The organism is Sinimarinibacterium thermocellulolyticum (assembly GCF_040327995.1).
GTDB lineage: Bacteria > Pseudomonadota > Gammaproteobacteria > Nevskiales > Nevskiaceae > Solimonas > Solimonas thermocellulolyticum.
In genome coordinates this window covers 216,776-232,172 of record NZ_JBEPIJ010000001.1, presented here as the reverse complement: position 1 = coordinate 232,172, position 15,397 = coordinate 216,776, and the positions used below count along the sequence as shown (strand labels likewise).

Here is a 15,397-nt window from a genome sequence, read left to right as displayed (position 1 = left end):
CGCTGCTGCGGTCCGGCCTTGCACGACCACCACGTCGATCACGACCACCTGCGCGAGCCCGCGCACGACCACTCGCACGGACATGGCCGTGCGCCGGCGGCGACTGCGGACCGGCGGCTCAAGCTCGCCCTGGCGCTGACCGCCGGCTTCATGCTGGTCGAGGTGATCGGCGGCATCTTCTCGGGTTCGCTGGCGCTGCTCGCCGACGCCGGGCACATGCTCACCGACGTGCTGGCGCTGGCCCTTGCGCTGTGGGCGCGGCACCAGACGCTGCGACCGGCCGACGCTCAGCGCAGCTATGGCTATCACCGTTTGCCGGTGCTCGCGGCCTTCGTCAACGGCCTTGCGCTGCTGGCGATCATCGTCTGGATCGGCATCGAGGCGGTGCAGCGGCTGCTCACGCCGCCGCCGGTCGCCGGCGAGCTGATGCTCGGCGTCGCCGCCGCCGGACTCTTGGTGAACATCGCCGCCTTTTTCGTGCTGCGCGGGGCTCGGCACGACCACGATCACGCACACGACCTCAATCTGCGCGGCGCACTACTGCACGTGCTCGGCGACCTGCTCGGCTCGGCCGCCGCGATCGTTGCAGCGGTGGTGATCCTGGTCACCGGCTGGATGCCGATCGATCCGCTACTGTCGCTGCTGGTCGCGGCGCTGATCCTGCGCAGTGCGTGGCGCCTGGTGCGTGAGTCCGCGCACGTGCTGCTCGAAGGCACGCCGGAGGGCTTCGACGCCGCGCAGTTCGCCGACCGGCTGGTCGCCGATGTCGCCGGCGTGCGTGGCGTGCACCATGTCCATCACTGGATGCTCACGCCCGAGCGCTCGCTGATGACCCTGCACGCGGAACTCGCCGACGCGGTCGACGACGACCGCGTGGTGCGCGAGATCAAGGCCTGGGTGAAGTCGCACTATCGCGTCGCGCACGTCACGGTACAGACAGAGCGCGGCGGCTGCGCCGACGAGCATCCGCACTAAAAAAGCCGGTGCGCCCGCGTTGCGCGCGTTCGGCCGTTCAGATTCGGTAAGCGCCGAACTTCATCACGCCGGCCGCGGCGCGCATCAGCCGCCGCACTGGCTTCGGCAGCGGGCGGGCACCGGCCTGCGCCGCCTGCCGTCCGTGGCGCTCCTCGTCGGCGCGCATGCGCGTGAGGATGTCGCGGCTGCGTGCGTCGTCCGCCGGCAGGCGCGCGAGATGCTCGTCGAGGTGCGCGGCGACCTGGCGTTCGGTTTCCTCGACGAAGCCCAGGCTCCAGTCGTCGCCGGCGAGGCCCGCGGTCGCACCGATCGCATAGGCACCGGCATACCACAGCGGCGCGAGCCGGCTCGGACCATCGCCGAGCTCACGCAGGCGCTGTTCGCACCAGCGCAGGTGGTCGCGTTCTTCCTCGGCGGCCTTGAGCAGGTGTTCGCGCACGCGCGGGTCGCGTGCGACCCGCGCCTGGCCGCGGTACAGCGCCTGTGCGGCGATCTCGCCGGCGTGGTTGACGCGCATCAGCCCGGCGACGTGTGCACGCACGGCGTGGTCTAAGCCGCGCTCGAAGGCCCCCGGCGGCGTTGCCGTGGGCGGGTGTGGCAGGCGCGCGAGCGTGCGGCCGATGGCGGCGAGCAGGTGGTCGGTGGCACTCAACTGACGTTGCATGCGCCTATTCTATGCAGCCCGCCGCAGACCAGGCCGTTCCCGCCCCATGATCCTCCCGCGCTACCACGTCGCCGACTCGCGCATCCGCGGTGCTGGCAAGGGCCTGTTCATCGACGAGCCGGTGCGCCGCGGTGCCGTGATCATCGCCCCCGACAACGTACACACGGTCTGGCCGGAGTCGAAGCTGCGTGAGTATCCGGCGGACTCGAAGGAGGTCGAGTCCAGCGTGCGCTGGTTCGAGGACCGCTTCTCGTTGACGCCGGAATGGACCGACGAGTGCTACGTCAACCACTCGTTCACGCCGACGGGGCTCTGGCATCTGGGATTCGTCTTCGCGCTGCAGACGCTCGCGCCCGGCACCGAGGTGACGATGGACTACCGCTACGTGATCGGCGACGGCGAGCGCCTGCCCTTTGTCGACGCCGAGACCGGCCGCGAGATCGTCGGCCTGCCGTGGGCGCAGGTGCTGGCCGATGGCGCGCGCGCACTGCTGCGCCTGACTGCGGCTTGATGCGCAGGCCGCCTCAGGCGGCGTCGCGCAGCGTCCGTGCGTAGTCGCGGTCGAGAATCAGGATCTTGCGGCCCTGTGGACGCACCAAGCCGTCGTCGTGCAGCTTCTTGAGCGCGCGGCCGGCCATCTCGCGCGAACAGCCGACATGCCGCGCCAGTTCGATACGGCTGATGCACACCAAGGTGCCGGATGGGTGCGGCACTGCGTCCGGCTTGCGCGCGAGGTCGTGCAGCGTGCGGGCTAGGCGAGCGGTGACATCCAGAAACGCGAGATTGGCGACGCGCTGACCGGCTTCGCGCAGGCGCCTGGCGAGCTGGCCGGCGATCTCGAACATGCAATCCGGGTGCTCGGCGACGAAGCTGCGAAAAGCACCGGAGTCGAGCTCGGCGACCAGCGTCGGCCCGCGCGTGCGCACCCTCGCACTGCGCAGGTCCTGTTCGGGGAACAGGCAGATCTCGCCGAAGAATTCGCCGGGGTTGAGGTAGTCGAGCACCATCTCCCGGCCATCGCCGTCTTCGAGCATGACGCTGACCGAGCCTTCGAGAATCAGGTAGATCGATTGCGGGCGGTCGCCGGCGTGCAGCACGGTGTGCTTGGGCGGCAGGCTGCGCTTGTGCGCCCGTTCGACGAAGGCGCGGATGGCGTGGCGGTCGAGCATCTGCAGTCTCCCGTTGCTTGACGTGGCAATGCCGATAGCCTGCGCTCCTGTGACGCCGTCCACAATTGGCCGGATGGCTAATGTCCGGGGGCGCGCGTATTCGCCGATCGGCTAATGTCCCCGGGTGTGAGCAGCCGTTATCGTGGGCGCATTTGGCACATGGACGGCGGGGCCGATGTCGGACAGCGGATCGCGCGCAGGCGCAGCACCATCGAGACCGACGGTGGCAGCGGAGGATGGCCTGCGCTCGCTGCACGGCGAATTGGTGCAGCTGATCGCCACGCAGGCGCGGCGCATCCCGGTGGAGCGTTACCTGACCAGCGCGCTGCTGGCGGCGCTGCTCTGCGTGTATCTGCCGCCGTTGATCCCCATCGCCTGGGCGGTGCTGGTCCTGGGTGTCATTGCCCTGCGCACGCAGCTGCTGCACCGGCTCGCCGAAGACGGCACGCGCAGCGACGCGGACAAGCTGCGCGAGATCGCGTGGCTGTTCTGGCTCAGCGGCGCCGTGCAGGTGCTGGTCGTCGCCGCGTTCGCCTTCGTTCCGGTGGTCGTCGGCGCGGTGATCACGATCTACGTCGTCGGCGTGTGCTCGGCGACGATCCACGCCACCGCCGGCTACAAGCCGATCTGCCGGCCGTACACCCTGATCATGATGCTGCCGGTGGCGCTGGCCTGGGCGCTGGCGCCGAACCTTGCGGTGAGCACGCTCGAACGCACCGTGTTCGGCGCACTCACGCTGATCTACATCACCACGATGCTGAGCCATGCTCGCGGCCTGCACGAGGTCTTCGAGGAGTCCTGGCGCATCCGTCTGCAGCGGATCGAACTCAACCGCAAGCTGCGCGAGGCGCTCGACAAAGCCGAGTCTGCGAATCAGTCCAAGACCCGCTTTCTCGCCTCGGCGAGCCACGATCTGCGCCAGCCGATCCATGCACTGTCGCTGTTCAGCGGCTCGCTGCTGTTGCGGCCGATGGACGAGCGCACTGCCGCGATTGCACGGCAGATCGATCAGGCGGTGCAGTCGCTGGCCTCGCAGCTCGACGCGCTGCTCGACATCTCGCGGCTCGACGCCGGCGTGATCGAATGCGCGATCTCGACCGTGGACCTTCACCTCGTGCTGAGCCAACTCGCCGCAGAGTTCCGGCCACAGGCCGAGAACCGCAAGCTGCGGCTCGAACTGCGCTGCGAGCCGGGGCTGATGGTGCGCACCGACCCGACGCTGTTCCAGCGCATCCTGCGCAATCTGCTGTCGAATGCCATCAAGTACACCGAGCGCGGCAGCGTCGAACTGTTCGCGGCGCGCAATGGCCGCCGTTGCCGCGTGAGCGTGCGCGATACCGGGCCGGGCATACCCGAGTCCGAGCACGCGCGTATCTTCGAGGAGTTCTACCAGTTGCACAATCCGGAACGCGACCGCAGCAAGGGCCTCGGCCTCGGGCTCGCGATCGTGCGCCGGCTGACCGAGCTGCTCGGCGTCGAACTGGGGCTCGAATCGGCCCCCGGCGCCGGCAGTTGTTTTTACATCGAGCTGCCGATCGCCAGAGCCGCCGATGTGGCCGTACCGGAGGGAAACATGGCCAATGATCTGAACACACCGCGCATCCAGGTGCTGGTCGTCGACGACGAGGAAGCGATCCGCGTCGGCATGAAGACGCTGCTCGAGGAGATGGGCTTCGATGTCGAGGTCGCGGCGTCCACCGACGCCGCCATCGACGTGACGCGCCGCTACCGACCGTCGATCGTGCTGGCGGACTTTCGCCTGCGCGGCAGCGATAGCGGCATGCGCACCATCGAGGCGCTGCGCATGGTCTGGCCGGATCTGCCGGCGCTCTTGGTCAGCGGCGATACCGCGCCGGACCGCTTGCGCGAGGCACGCAAGGCCGGCATCGAACTGCTGCACAAGCCGGTGGCGGCACAAACGCTGCGTGATGCGATCCTCAAGGCCGTGAGGGTTTGAGCGCGCAGACGAGCTGAGCTTCGGCGCCGGGGGCGCGTTGCATGAGCAGAACCGAAGACGGGGCACGGGCGCCGCAGGGCAGGGCGCTGCGGGTCAGCGGCGATGAGCAGCGCTGCTAGCCCGCCGTCGGCCGGCAGCACGCGCTGGCTGTCGCGCGAGTTCGCCGAGCTGTTCGCCGACGCGACGCGCTGCCACGCGCACGCGCATGCCACCGAGGCGGCGTTCGACGTGCTCATCGTCGGCAGCGGCTATGGCGGTGCGATCGCGGCCGCGGAGCTCGCCGGCAGCGGCCGCGTCGGCGTACTCGAACGCGGCCGCGAGTACTTGCCGGGTGGGTTTCCGTCGCGGCTGGCCGAGCTGCCGACGCATCTGCGCGGCCGCTTTGCCGGTAAGGCGCGCGGCGGCGAGGCGTTGTTCGACGTGCGCGCCGACGGTGACGCCGGCGTGGTGCTCGCCAATGGCCTGGGCGGCGGGTCGCTGATCAACGCCGGCGTCATGCTCGAAGCGCCGGCCGAGGTTTTCGACCAGCGCTGGCCGGCGGCGCTGCGCACCGGGCGGACGCTGCGCGCGTTTTACGCCGAGGCGCGCACGCTGCTCGGCGCGCAGCTCGGTGAGCGCGCGAACACGATTCCGGCGCCGCTGCCGGCCAAGGCGCGCGTGCTCGGCCGGCTCGACGCCGCCGCCCAGCCGGTGCCGGTGACGATCGCCTTCGAGGATCGCCCCAGCAGCGCCGGCGTCGCTTTGTCGGCATGCAAGCGCTGCGGCGACTGCGCCACCGGCTGCAACCACGGCGCCAAGGAATCGCTCGACACCAATCTCTTGGTCAGCGCCGTGCGCCGCGGCGCCGAGATCTGGTGCGGCGCGACGGTGTTGCGGGTGCAGCGCGCCGCCGGCGGTGCGGGCTGGGCGGTCGAGGTGACGCATACCGACGAGGCGCTGCGCCGCTGCGAGACGGGCCCGCGCTGGATCGTCGCGCACCGCGTGATTCTCGCGGCCGGCAGTCTCGGCTCCACCGAGATCCTGCTGCGTTCGCAGCAGGCGACGCCGGGCTTGCGCTTCTCGCCGCGGCTCGGTGCCGGCTTTTCCGGCAATGGCGATCTGATCGCCTTCGGCTACGACTACGGCGAAACGGGCCGCGCCAACGCCGTCGCCCACGAGGACCAGGCGCCCGAGACCCGCGGCATCGGTCCGACGATCACCAGCGCCTTCAGCGCCGAGGTCCGCGACCGCGTCGGCCGGCGGCGCCGGCTGTTGGTCGAGGAAATGGCGGTGCCGGCGGCGCTGCGCCGGCCGGCCGAGGAGATCATCACCACGGTGCAGACGCTGCACCGCCTGGCGGCGCGCGATGCCGAGGTGCACTCCGGCGGTCATCCCGCCGACGATCCGCTGGCGCTGCGCCGCGAGCGCATCCGCGACCTGTCGGTGTTCGCAGTGATGGGCGACGACGACGCCGGCGGACGTCTGCGTCTGCGCGCCGACGACAGCGGCGCCGGCGATGGCGCGATCGACATCGTCTGGCCCGAGCTGCGCCGGCATCCGCTGTTCGACGCGCAGATGCAGTTGCTGCAGCGGCGCGCGCACGGCGCCGCGCACGCCGGCTTCGACGGCGTGACCCTGCCGAACCCGCTGTGGCGGCCACTGCCGGAGGCGATGGAACGGGCGCTCGGCGTGCCGCGCGGCGCGGTCGTCACCGTGCATCCGCTCGGCGGCTGCGGCATGGCCGATGCTGCCGATCGCGGCGTCGTCGACGACTGCGGTCGCGTCTTCTTGCGCGACGGCGATGCCTGGCGCGCGCAGGACGACCTCGTCGTACTCGACGGCGCCATCGTGCCTTGCGCGCTCGGCGTCAATCCGGCACTGACCATCGCCGCGCTGGCGCTGCGCGCGGTGCGCATCCTGCGCACCCAGTGGTCGCTCGCGGCAGCGCCGCCCGCGGCGGCCGCAACCATCGCGCGCCCGCGCCTCGATCCGCCGCCGACGCCGGCAGACACGCAAGGATCGGGCACGCAGGTCGGCATCAGCGAGCGCCTGAGCGGCACGCTGCCGCTGCGCATCGCCGGGCAGGGTGTCGTCGACTGTCATGTCGAGCTGACGCTTTGCTACCGGATGCTGCCGATCGAGCATCTGTTCGTGCCTGACGCCGAGGGTCGCCTGTCGTCGGCACGGCTCGATCTGATCAGCGAGGGGCCGAACGCGAGCCGTCTGCGCGTGGTGCCGGCAGCAACGCGCGCGCGCCTCATTGCCGAGGGCCTGGATGCGGATGCCCGTGCGCGCGAGGAGGAGCGTCTGGGTTGCAGCCATGCGCTCACCGGCAGCCTGGTCGTGTTCGAGCGCGTGCCGACCCGGGCGTGGCCGCGCACGCTGCGTGCGCTGTGGGCCTGGTGGCGCAATCGCGGCCTGCGCGACGCCGTGCAGAGTCTGTGCGCGCGCTGGCGCGGCGTCGGCCGTTCGGCCGGCAGCCTGCGTACGCAGATGCGCGACATGATCGCGCTCGCCAGCCACGCCGGCGAGGTCCGCTGTTTCCGCTACGAGATGCAGATCGGGCCGCGCTTGAGCGGCGGCGATGCGGGCTTCGTGCTGCCGCTCGACGAGGCCGCGCGCAGCCTGCGCGGACACAAGCACATCGGCTACGGCCGGCCGTCGAATCCGTGGCGGCAACTGCAGGAGATGCAGCTCACCGAGTTCGGCGGTGTGCTCGCCGGCAAGGGTCCGCAGGCTCTGGTGCTCGACCCAGCCTACTTTGCCGAGCGCAGCCAGCCGCTGCTGCGCATCGAGGCGCAGCGCTGTCATGTCGAGGCGCTCGCGGACCTGGCCGCGCTGGCCGCGCTGGTGCTGCGCCTGCTGCTGTCGACCCACCAGCTCAGCGCGCGCAAGCCGGATGCGCCGCGGCCGCGACAGGCGCAGCGCCTGCCGGGCCGGCTGCCGGGCCTGCCCGAGCCGCAGATCCACGAGATCGAGGTCGGCCGTCTCGACGATCGGCCGCTGCGCATCCGCCTTTGCCGCTACCGCCGCGAAGAGCGCGACGGCGCGAACGCGCCGCCGGTGCTGCTGATTCACGGCTACAGCGCCAGCGGCAACACCTATGCGCACCCGGCGCTGCGGCCCTCGCTGGCACAGGACCTCGCCGAGCACGGTCGCGATGTCTGGATCGTCGACCTGCGCAGCAGCGCCGGCCTGGCCACGGCGCAGCGGCCGTGGACCTTCGAGCAGGTCGCGCTCAGCGACATCCCGGCGGCGGTCGAACACGTCGTCGACTGCACCGGCGCGGCGCAGATCGACGTCGTCGCGCACTGCATGGGCGCGGTGATGTTCAGCATGGCGGTGCTGTCGGCCGAGCTGCCGGCGGATACGATCGCGGCGCTGCTGCGCGACCGCGGTGGTGGGTGCGATGCGATCGACCGCTTCCGCGGCGCGCGCGCCGCGCTGCCCGGCCGCATCCGCCGCGCGGTGCTGTCGCAGAACGGTCCGGCCATGGTGCTGACGCCACAAAATGTGTTCCGCGGCTATGTGCTGTCGTACTTCGAGGCCCTGCTCGGGCCGCTGGCCTATCGCTTCGACGCGGCGCCGGAGGGTCTGCTCGGTGAGCTCTTCGATCGTCTGCTGGCGACGCTGCCGTATCCGGACGACGAGCTGCTGCGCGAGAACAGCGCCTGCCTCGCTCAGTCGGTGCGCTTCGCCGGCGTGCGTCACCGCATGGATGCGCTCTACGGGCGCACGTTCTCGCTGCGCAACGTGGACGATGCGGTGCTCGATCACATCGACGAGCTGTTCGGGCCGCTGAACCTCGACACCGTCGCCCAGGTGATCCACTTCGCGCGTCATCAGGTCATCACCGATCGCGGCGGTCACAACCGCTTCGTCACACCGGCGGCGCTGCGTGCGCACTGGCGCTTCCCGACGCTGCTGCTGCACGGCAGCGACAACGGCCTTGCCGATCCGGCGACGCTGCATCGCAACGCGCGTCTGCTGCGCGATGCCGGCGTTGCGGTCGAGGCAGTGATGCTCGATGGCATGGGACATCAGGACTGCCTGATCGGCCGGCGCGCGGCCGAGACCTTCGAGCGCATCCGCGGCTTTCTCGATGCGCCGCCGCCCAAGGCCGCCGCGGCGGCACCGCAGTACCTTGCGCGCGTGCCCTGGCTCGGTCCGGTGCTGTACGCGACCGATGACGCCGCGCAATGGATCGGGCTGGGCGCGAGCCCGCGACTCGGCCGGCCGCATGAGATCGTGCTGCTGCCGCTCAGACGCGATGCCAGCGGTGTTTGGCGCAAGGCCGATCAGGCGGCCGAGACGGTTGCTGCGCCTGCGGACTGCGACTGGTGTCGGCTGCGTCTGCCGGCGTGGTCGGGCATCGACGGCGTGCTCGTGCTGCTGGTCTATGAACAGTCTGCCGCGATCGGCGCCTCGGATCGCGACGCACCGCCGGCCGGTGTCGGCGCCAGTGTCGAGGCGGCGACGGCGCAGGCGCTCGATGCCTTTTTGAAGGCGTCGCCGGCGCGTGCGCTCGGGCTGGTCGAGCTGCCGGCGCCGGCCGATCCGGCGCGGCTGCGCATCGCGCTCGGCAGTTGCCAGTACCCGCCGGGCATCTTCAACACCGCTCCGGCGCAGGCCTCGTGGCGCCGGCTCAATGCGCGCCTCGACGGTGGCGAGCGGCCGGACCTGCTGCTGCTCACCGGCGATCAGGTCTACGTCGATGCCACCGCCGGGCTGTTTGATCCGGCCGATCTGCACGACCGCTTTCGCAAGCCCTACGAGACCTGGCTACACGACGCCGAGGTGCGCGACGTGCTGCGCCGCGTGCCGCTGGCGACGCTGCCGGACGATCACGAGATCGTCGACAACTGGCAGCCGATCGCCGGTCAGCGCGGCGATGCGGCCTTCGACGCGAATCAGCAACTGCGCGAACTCGGCGTTGCGCAGTTCCTGCGCTTCCAGCGCGCACCCGGCGCGGATCCGGACCGTCTGTCGATGACTCTGCGCGTGGGCGACGTGCCGCTCTATCTGCTCGACACCCGCACGCGGCGCAGTCACCGCAGCGCCGCCCGCACCGAGGTGCCGATGTTCAGCGATCCGTGCGAATGGACGGCATTGCGCGAATGGCTGCGCTGCGCGCCATCGGAGCGGCCGAAGCTGATCGTCTCGCCCGCACCGCTCCTGCCGCGCCACCGCAGCGCGGTGCGTGCGCGGCTCGCCTTCGAGCGCTGCGATGTCGGCACGCACGCGGCGCTCAACGCCGATGGCTGGGACGGCTATCCGCAGACCTTTCACGCGCTGCTCGCGCTGCTCGCCAGCGAACCACAGGTCGGCCCGGTCGTGTTTCTCTGCGGCGATGCGCATCTGGGCCTGTTCGTCGAGGCCGAGGTCGAAGTGCAGGGACGACGCACGCGCTTCCACGTCGTCCACACCGCCGGGTTGAACACGCCGTATCGTTTCGCCAACGCGGCCCCTAGCGATTTTCTGCTCGACGAGGACTTCGCCTTCGTCGCCGACGGCCATCAAGGCCGCTGTCGCGTGCGCACGCAGGTGTCGAGCGGCGCCGGTTTCACTCACCTGACGCTGTATCGCGCAGCCGAGGGCTGGCGGCTGGATTACCGTTTCGATAGCGAGGACGGCCTTGGTCTGACCGGCAGCGTGCCGCTGTGATGCGCGTTAGATCGTCAGGCGCAGACGAGCGGTGACATAGACCGCCTCAGTGCGGTTGTGCACGCGCAGCGCGCGGAACGCCGCCGACAAATGGGCCTTGACCGTGGCTTCGGAGACGTCCATCTCGCGGGCGATGACCTTGTTCGACTTACCCTGCATCGCCAGCCGTAGCGCCTCGCGTTGACGGTCGGTCAGCGACATCAGCGGCGGCGCCTCATCGGGCGACTGTGCCTGCCCATCGTCGTGCGCGATGCTGAGCACGTGCGGTGGCAGATAGCTGCCGCCGGCGATGATCAGTTGCAGCGCGGCCATCATCGTCGCGTGGCTACTGGCCTTGGGGATGAAGCCGGACGCTCCCGCGTCGATGACGCGGCGGATCAGCAGCGGGTCGTCCTCGCCGGAGAGCACGACGATGCTGGCGGCCTCGTCCGCCGCGCGCATCGCCGCGAGCGCCTCGAAGCCCGAAGGGCCGGGCAGGCGAAAGTCGAGCAGCACGATGTCGAAGTGCTGCCGCCCGGCCAGCGCCAGCGCATGGTTGAGGTCGGCGGCCTCGGCGAATTCGCAGCCGTCGGCGAGATTCGCCAGCAGCAGCTTCAGACCCGCACGGAACAACTCGTGATCGTCGATGAGCAGAATCTTCAAGACAGCCCCCCAGCGGCCGCCCTGGAGCCGCGTCGCCAACTTTATGCGATCTCGATCGCCGGCTCATCCGCTCGGCATCTTCACACGTATGCTGTGCGGCGCGTAGGCTCGCGCGCAGCCCCCCGCACCGGCATCCGTCATGCGCTTCGATCAAGCCCTGTTGCTCACCGTGGCTGTGGCCATCATCGCCAAGACCGGCGCCTGGCTGTGGCAGTTGCGCACACGCAACGCCGGCATGGTCGATGCGATCTGGGCGTGGACGCTCGGCGGCCTCGCCGTCGTCTATGCCCTGTGCGGTGACGCACCGGCGTTGCCGCGCCTGCTCGTCGCGCTGATGGGCGGCGCCTGGGGCCTGCGCCTGGGCTGGCACCTTTGGGTGCGCAACCACGGCAAGCCCGAGGACTGGCGCTACGCGCGGTTGCGCAAGGACTGGGGCGATGCGGCGGACCGCAAGATGTTCTGGTTCTTCCAGTTCCAGAATCTGTTCACGCTGATGCTCGCCGCGAGCGCGTTCGCGCCGGTCGCGTACCGCGACACCATGCCGCCGGTCTGGGCGATGGCGTTGGCGCTGCTGCTGTGGATCGTCGCGATCGTCGGCGAGGGTGTCGCCGATCGCCAGATGGAACGCTTCCGCGCGAACCCGGCGAACAAAGGCAAGGTCTGCCGCAATGGGCTGTGGCGCTACTCGCGGCATCCCAACTACTTCTTCGAATGCGTGCATTGGGCAGCCTATGTGCCGCTGGCGCTCGGTGCGCCCTGGGGCTGGGCCGCGCTCGCCGCACCGGCGATCATGGCATTCTTGCTGCTCAAGCTCTCCGGCGTGCCGATGCTCGAAGCCGAGATGATCCGGCGCAAGCCCGGCTATGACGAATACGTGCGCACGACCAGTGCGCTGATTCCGTGGCCGCCCAAACGATAGTTGTTAGTTTCCAGTTTCCAGTTTCAGGAACGAAAAGGCTGCCCTGACCCGAATGGTCCCTTGACTGGAAACCGGAAACTACCCACTGGAAACCGCTGTGAATCTGATCGATCTGTGCGAACGCGGATACATCCCCGATGCGCTGGCCCGGCTGGGCATGCGCCAACTGATCAAGCGGCGGCTGGTCGACGAGGCCAGCCAGGACGGCGAGCTGCGCTCGCAGCGCTACAACCGATTCTTGGATGAGCTGCGCGCAAGTCCGATCGCGATCGAGACCGGTGCCGCCAACACGCAGCACTACGAGGTGCCCGCCGAGTTCTTCCATCTGCATCTGGGGCCACGGCTGAAGTATTCCTGCGCGCTGTACCCCACCGGCGACGAGACGCTGGCCGAGGCCGAGGAGCGCATGCTCGCTCTGTACGCCGAGCGCGCCGAACTGGTCGATGGCCAGCGCATGCTCGATCTCGGTTGCGGCTGGGGTTCGCTGTCGCTGTGGCTGGCCGAACGCTTTCCGAAGTCCGAGATCGTCGGCCTGTCGAACTCGCACGGCCAGCGCGCGTTCATCCTCGCGCGCGCCGCCGAGCGCGGTCTGCACAACCTGCGCATCATCACCGGCAACATCGTCGACTTCGAGTTTCCCGCCGAGGGCATCGAGGCCGGATTCGATCGGGTGCTGTCGATCGAAATGTTCGAGCACATGAAGAACTACGGCCTGCTGCTCGCCAAGATCGCGCGCTGGATGAAGCCCGAGGCCAAGCTGTTCGTGCACATCTTCGTGCACAAGCTACTCGCGTATCACTTCGAGGTTGCCAACCAGACCGACTGGATGAGCCGGTACTTCTTCACCGGCGGCACCATGCCCAGCGAGAACCTGCTGCTCAATTTCCAGGACGACGTCAAGCTCGAACGGCAGTGGTGGCTGTCCGGCACCCACTACGAGCGTACCGCGAACCACTGGCTCGCCAGCATGGACGCGAAGAAGGCACAGATCATGCCGGTGTTCCGTCGGGCCTACGGCGACGAGCAGGCGGCGATCTGGTTCCAGCGCTGGCGCATGTTCTACATGGCAGTCGCCGAGCTGTTCGGCTACGCCGGCGGCAACGAGTGGGGTGTGGCGCACTACCGTTTCGCGCGACGCGAGTCAAAGGGTGATACTCGGCGCTCGGACAAGCACGGAGCACGGTCATGAGTCGTGTCATCGCAGTGGCGGCACTGTGGCTCGCGCTGCCGCTGGGCGCGCAAACCACGGTCGATCGCTTTTACGGTTACGCGTTCGACCTGAAGACCGACGCCTACCTCTATACCGAGGTACACGAGCAGGTCATCGAGGACGGCCGCTGGGTGCGCGGCAGCATCGCCTACTACCGGCCCGACGGCAGCCGCATCGGCTTCAAGCCGCTGGATTTCAGCGCCGATCCCTTCGTCCCGGTGTTCGAGCTGAGCCTCGACGACACCGGCTATCGCGAGGGCATCACCGACAACGGCGATCCCATCGTGGTCATGCGCCGCGAAAAGGCCGGCGCAGCGGTGGAAACCCGGCGCATCGCCCGCGAGGGTCTGACCTGCGCGGACTCGGGCTTCCACAACGTCCTCGTCGCGAATTTCGACAGGCTGATGCAGCGCGAGCGGGTGCAGTTACGCCTGGTCGTCGCCGGCAGTCTCGACCAGTTCAAGTTCCGCGCGCGGCGTATCGACGACGGCACGTTCGAAGGGCGGACGACCGCGCGCTTTCTCGTCGAGCCGGATTCGTTGCTGCGTTTCGTCGTCGATCCGCTCGAACTGAGCTACGACCCCGACACGCGCAGGCTGCTCGAATACCGCGGCCTGTCGAACATTCCGGATCCCAAGACTGGCAAGCCTTACGTTACGCGCATCGCCTACTACAGCGAGCCGCCGGCGCAGGCCGGGCGCTTGCCGCCGCTGCAGCCGCCGGATGCGGCGGAACCGACTGCGGCGGACGAGGCGAGGGCGGCGCGCTGATGCGGCGCGCGCTGCTGCTGGGCACCCTGCTGGTCGCGGCCTGCGACCGCGCGCCGCCGGCGTCGGGCGCCCCGACATCGGCGGCCACGCCAGCCGCGGTCGAGGCCACGGTCGAGGGTTTGTCCTTCGAGCAGGGCCGGCGCCTCGCACACGAGCGGCGTCAGCCGCTGCTGGTCGAGTTCCACGCGCCGTGGTGCTATTCCTGCTACTACATGGCCCAGCACGTGATGACCGGACCGCAGTGGGCGCAGGTGCGCGAGCGCGCGGTCGTGGTCGAGGTCGATGTCGACGCACCGCAAGGGGCGGCGCTCAAGCAGCGCTATGGCATTCGCGCACTGCCGAGCTATCTGCTGCTCGACAGCGATGGTGACGAGCTTGGCCGCATTCTCGGCGAGCAGACGCGCGAGGACTTCTACGCCGCCATCGACGCGCTGCTCGCGCGTGGCACCGATCTCGATGCCCTCGCGCGGCTCGCCGATGGCACCGATGCCAAGGCCGTGGATGCCGCGCGGCAGGTGCTGGCGTCCTGGCACGCACGCGACGCTGCGGACGCGGCCCTGGCCTGGTTCGCCGCGCGCGAGGATGCGGTGCGCGCGGCGCTGGCCGCGGACGAGACGGTCGCGCAGTGGCTGGCGCGCCTGCGTTTCATGGCCGCGGCGCAGAGCGGCGATATGCAGGCCTGCCTCGATGCCGGCGAGGCCGCGCTCGAAGGCGAGCTGGGCTGCGCGCGCGCCTACGAACTCGGCCGCTACCTGGCTTGCGGCGGCGAGGTGCCGCCGCCGCGTGCGCGCCTGCTGGCACAGCGCGAACCGATGCAGGCGCTGGTCGAGCAGGGCGCTTTCGGCACGTCGCGCTGCGCCGACGAGCGCTCGCTGATCCTGACCATGGCAAAGCTCGAGGCCGCGCTCGGCGATCGCGAGGCCCAGATCGCGCTGTTGCGGCGCGCGATGGCCGATGTCGAGCGAAGGCTGGCCGGCGTTCTCGAGGCCGACCGCAACCTCGCCGACAACCTGCGCGTCTACGTCGAACAGCTCGCGATGTTGACCGGGGACTACACCGCGCTGGACGCGCTGATGCCGGCGCTGATCGAGGCCTGGCCGCAGGACTACGTCTATGCCTTGCGTCACGGGCGCAGCCTGCTCGCGCGTGGCCAACCCGAGGCCGCACTGGAGTATCTCGAACGGGCGGCATTGCACGCCTACGGCCTCAATCGCCTGCAGGTCGCCGAACAGCGCGTGCGCGCGCTGCTCGCGCTGGATCGCCGCGACGAGGCGCGGCGTGTCGTCGGCGAGGCGCTCAAAGCCAACGGCCCGTGGTTTGCGGAGCAGGCGGCGGCACTCAAGGCCCTACTGAAAACCTGAGCGCACTCGCCAAGCGCGGCCGCTCCCGCTATAACACGCGCCCGCTCATGCGCGGACTTGCCCGTGACCACGCTGCCCGACACCACT

General features: G+C 69.8%; 11 protein-coding genes. 8 read left to right on the top strand and 3 right to left on the bottom strand.

From position 1 onward, the window contains the following. Positions 1-18: 18 nt before the first annotated feature. Positions 19-975: a cation diffusion facilitator family transporter gene (locus ABSH63_RS01145; protein ID WP_352886613.1), complete on the top strand. Its 957-nt coding sequence runs from the start codon at positions 19-21 to the stop codon at positions 973-975. Positions 976-1,012: 37 nt separating this feature from the next. Here the strand turns inward: ABSH63_RS01145 and coq7 are convergent, their stop codons facing one another. Next, positions 1,013-1,639: a 2-polyprenyl-3-methyl-6-methoxy-1,4-benzoquinone monooxygenase gene (coq7, locus tag ABSH63_RS01140; protein WP_352886612.1), complete on the bottom strand. Its 627-nt coding sequence runs from the start codon at positions 1,637-1,639 to the stop codon at positions 1,013-1,015. Positions 1,640-1,685: 46 nt separating this feature from the next. On the opposite strand from coq7, the gene ABSH63_RS01135 reads away from it, so the two are divergent. Then, positions 1,686-2,150, top strand: coding sequence for an SET domain-containing protein-lysine N-methyltransferase (locus ABSH63_RS01135; protein ID WP_352886611.1), 465 nt, complete (start codon positions 1,686-1,688; stop codon positions 2,148-2,150). Between the two features lie 13 nt (positions 2,151-2,163). On the opposite strand, the gene ABSH63_RS01130 is transcribed toward ABSH63_RS01135, so the two are convergent. Then, positions 2,164-2,808, bottom strand: a complete 645-nt coding sequence (locus ABSH63_RS01130; RefSeq protein ID WP_352886608.1) for a cyclic nucleotide-binding domain-containing protein — start codon at positions 2,806-2,808, stop codon at positions 2,164-2,166. Between the two features lie 223 nt (positions 2,809-3,031). Here ABSH63_RS01130 and ABSH63_RS01125 point away from each other — a divergent pair, with 223 nt between their 5' ends. Continuing rightward, a complete protein-coding gene (locus ABSH63_RS01125; RefSeq protein ID WP_352886607.1) occupies positions 3,032-4,765 on the top strand; it encodes an ATP-binding response regulator in 1,734 nt (577 codons plus the stop codon). Positions 4,766-4,867: 102 nt separating this feature from the next. Next, the gene (locus ABSH63_RS01120) at positions 4,868-10,408 is read left to right on the top strand and encodes an alpha/beta fold hydrolase (protein ID WP_352886604.1); all 5,541 of its coding nucleotides are present in this window, start codon (positions 4,868-4,870) and stop codon (positions 10,406-10,408) included. 6 nt (positions 10,409-10,414) lie between these two features. On the opposite strand, the gene ABSH63_RS01115 is transcribed toward ABSH63_RS01120, so the two are convergent. Next, the gene (locus ABSH63_RS01115) at positions 10,415-11,050 is read right to left on the bottom strand and encodes a response regulator (protein WP_352886602.1); all 636 of its coding nucleotides are present in this window, start codon (positions 11,048-11,050) and stop codon (positions 10,415-10,417) included. Between the two features lie 139 nt (positions 11,051-11,189). Between ABSH63_RS01115 and ABSH63_RS01110 the strand changes: the two genes are divergently transcribed. From ABSH63_RS01110 to ABSH63_RS01095, 4 genes are all read left to right on the top strand, one after another. After that, complete coding sequence (locus ABSH63_RS01110; protein WP_352886600.1) at positions 11,190-11,969, top strand: DUF1295 domain-containing protein; 780 nt, start codon at positions 11,190-11,192, stop codon at positions 11,967-11,969. A gap of 157 nt (positions 11,970-12,126) precedes the next feature. Beyond that, entirely contained in the window at positions 12,127-13,158 is a 1,032-nt protein-coding gene (locus tag ABSH63_RS01105; RefSeq protein ID WP_352886905.1) for an SAM-dependent methyltransferase, read from the top strand. Beyond that, positions 13,155-13,949 carry a hypothetical protein gene (locus ABSH63_RS01100; protein WP_352886598.1) on the top strand — a complete coding sequence of 265 codons (795 nt, stop codon included), beginning with the start codon at positions 13,155-13,157 and terminating at the stop codon, positions 13,947-13,949. Before ABSH63_RS01105 ends, ABSH63_RS01100 begins: the two co-directional genes overlap by 4 nt. Further along, the gene (locus ABSH63_RS01095) at positions 13,949-15,310 is read left to right on the top strand and encodes a thioredoxin fold domain-containing protein (protein WP_352886597.1); all 1,362 of its coding nucleotides are present in this window, start codon (positions 13,949-13,951) and stop codon (positions 15,308-15,310) included. Before ABSH63_RS01100 ends, ABSH63_RS01095 begins: the two co-directional genes overlap by 1 nt. Positions 15,311-15,397: the final 87 nt, after the last annotated feature.